This is a genomic window from Carnobacterium sp., from assembly GCF_032094055.1.
GTDB lineage: Bacteria > Bacillota > Bacilli > Lactobacillales > Carnobacteriaceae > Carnobacterium_A.
Map to the genome: position 1 here is coordinate 4,709 of NZ_DAMDAK010000089.1, position 2,355 is coordinate 7,063.

Annotated in this window: 4 protein-coding genes; all 4 read right to left on the reverse strand. The window is 35.1% G+C overall.

Features of this window, described 5'->3' with window-relative positions:
- Nucleotides 1-317 (reverse strand): GNAT family N-acetyltransferase (locus tag RT405_RS11495; protein WP_313469804.1); only part of this gene is annotated, 317 nt, incomplete at its 3' end.
- 115 nt (nt 318-432) lie between these two features.
- Complete coding sequence (rbsD, locus tag RT405_RS11500) at nt 433-828, reverse strand: D-ribose pyranase (protein WP_313469806.1); 396 nt, start codon at nt 826-828, stop codon at nt 433-435.
- Complete coding sequence (gene rbsK / locus RT405_RS11505; protein WP_313469808.1) at nt 803-1,708, reverse strand: ribokinase; 906 nt, start codon at nt 1,706-1,708, stop codon at nt 803-805. Before rbsK ends, rbsD begins: the two co-directional genes overlap by 26 nt.
- Nucleotides 1,701-2,355, reverse strand: a 655-nt coding sequence (locus RT405_RS11510; RefSeq protein ID WP_313469811.1) for a substrate-binding domain-containing protein, incomplete at its 5' end; no start/stop codon positions are given. The genes rbsK and RT405_RS11510, both read right to left, overlap by 8 nt.

The window sequence follows — 2,355 nt, forward strand, 5'->3', positions numbered from 1 at the left end:
ATAAAACCATATTTTTTATAAAAATCTTCTTTATGAGGAGTAGACATTAGGCCTACATATGCTCCTACACATCCTCTATTTTCAATATAATCAAGTAAAGAAGTCATAATGGTATTTCCAACTTTCATATTTTGATACTCTGGATCAACAATGACATCTTTAATAAAAAATGCAATTCTATCATCTCCGATAATACGACCCATTCCTATAGGTTTATTATTATCATATACGACTACTGAAAACAGATTGTTTTTAAACGCTACTTCAATATCCTTTATTTTATACGTGCTAAAATTAGCTTTATCCCTTAATTTCATAAAAACTTCAGCTGTTAAATCGTTATTTACTTTTTTAACATCTCATTCCCCCCTTTTATATTTCTTTTAAATAATTAATTAACATAAATTTCTCTTATCAACTATTTTTTATTTGTTAAAAAATGATACCTGATTGTAAGATAATATTGGAATATGGAGTAGCTTCTCCAGTTCGAATAATAGCTTTAGCATATTTTGACAGTTGCTTAAATTCTTCATGGCTAACATAGTTAATCTTTTTCGAAGGCAATTTTTGTTTGATTTGTTCTAATTGTTCTGCGTTATCTGTCTTTATTTCATCTGCTAGGGTTACTTCTTCGATAACCATTTCTGCTAATAGTAAATCAAGCACTTTTTGAAAAGGAGGATCACTGAGCGCTAAAGCTAAATCAATTTTTTTCACTCCATTTGGGATCGGCAATCCAGCATCAGCAATCACTAGCTGATCAGTATGACCTAAATCTGCTAAGACTTTATCTATTTCACTATTTAAGGTTCCATTCTTTTTCATAAAAATCACTTCCCTTCATTTCATCTAATGTCGGCATCCCGCCTTGTGCACCAAATTTTTGAATCGATAATGCAGCGGCCAAATTACCAAAGCGAATGCTGGTTTCTATATCTAGTCCAGCTGTTGAAGCTACTGCAAAAGCCCCATTAAACGTATCGCCTGCACCAGTGGTATCTACAGGCTCAACTAAATACGAAGGTACTTGTATTTCCTTTGATCCATTATTAAAATAAACACCTTTTGAACCCATAGTAACAATCAACTTATTTGGGTATTTTTTCATTCCTTCTGACAAACTCCAGTTTGGAAACAATACGTTGTATTCTGATTCATTCGGAGTTAAAAATGTAACTTTTTCAATCAATTCTTCTGTAATGGGTTTAGCTGGTGCAGGATTATAGATAGTTTTAATTCCTCTTTGAAAACATAATTCTACTAAAACATTAATAACCTCGAGCGGTGTTTCATTTTGAACCATCACCATATCACTTTCTTCTATTTTATTTAAAGCGCTTACGATTTGTTCTTCAGTTACAGCATTATTCGCCCCTGGAATATAAACGATGCTATTGTCTCCATCCACGACTGTGATATGAGCTGAGCCAGAAGACAAATGTGTAACCGATTCCACATTTGAGGTATCAATACGGTTATTTTTTAGATTCATAATAATTTCTTGCCCAAACACATCTGCTCCGACTGCTCCAATCATGGTGACTTGGCTGCCTAACCGAGCTGCTGCTATCGCTTGATTGGCTCCTTCTCCCCCAAAAGTAGTTTTAAAATCTGTCCCTATAATGGTTTCTCCTACTTCCGGTCTTTTTTCGGCACTTACAACAAAATCCGTTGATAAACTGCCGACTACAGTAAGTTTACTCATTTTCATCCTTCTTTCTCAATGATTCTCTCACCTCAAGCGTTACAGGTAATTGAATATTTTTTTCTTTAACTTTTCTGCCTTCTATTCGAGCACATAATATCTCTGCACCTTTATAGCCAATTTGATAGGCAGGTTGTGCGATAGTTGCCAAACTTGGATACATCATTTTGCTATACGGATTATCATCATATCCAATGACCTGTAATTCATCGGGGATTTTGATGCCTCTTCGAATCGCTTCTCTCATCACAGCCAGTGCATGAATGTCATTGGAAGCAATGATACTGTTTACTTTCGGGAAATTTTCCAACAAGTGAAAGGAAGCTTTCTCTGCAGATTCGAACTGAAAGGACTCCGTTTCAAATAAATGATAAGTGATTTTATGTTCTTCCAATACTTTAATACTGCCGGATAGGCGGACCAATGAATTAGAAACGCTGCGTGGCCCCACCATGACAACTACTTCTCTTGGACTTCTTTCAGCGATTGTCTGAGCAGCTAAAGTTCCTCCTTGATAATCATCAGAATAAACAGAATATTCCTTATTCGATGTTACTCTATCCAACATAACGAACGGCATATTTTTTAAATTACGAAATCCGCCCTCAATCGCTGATAAAACACCAGCTACATTATTTTGTGTAAAG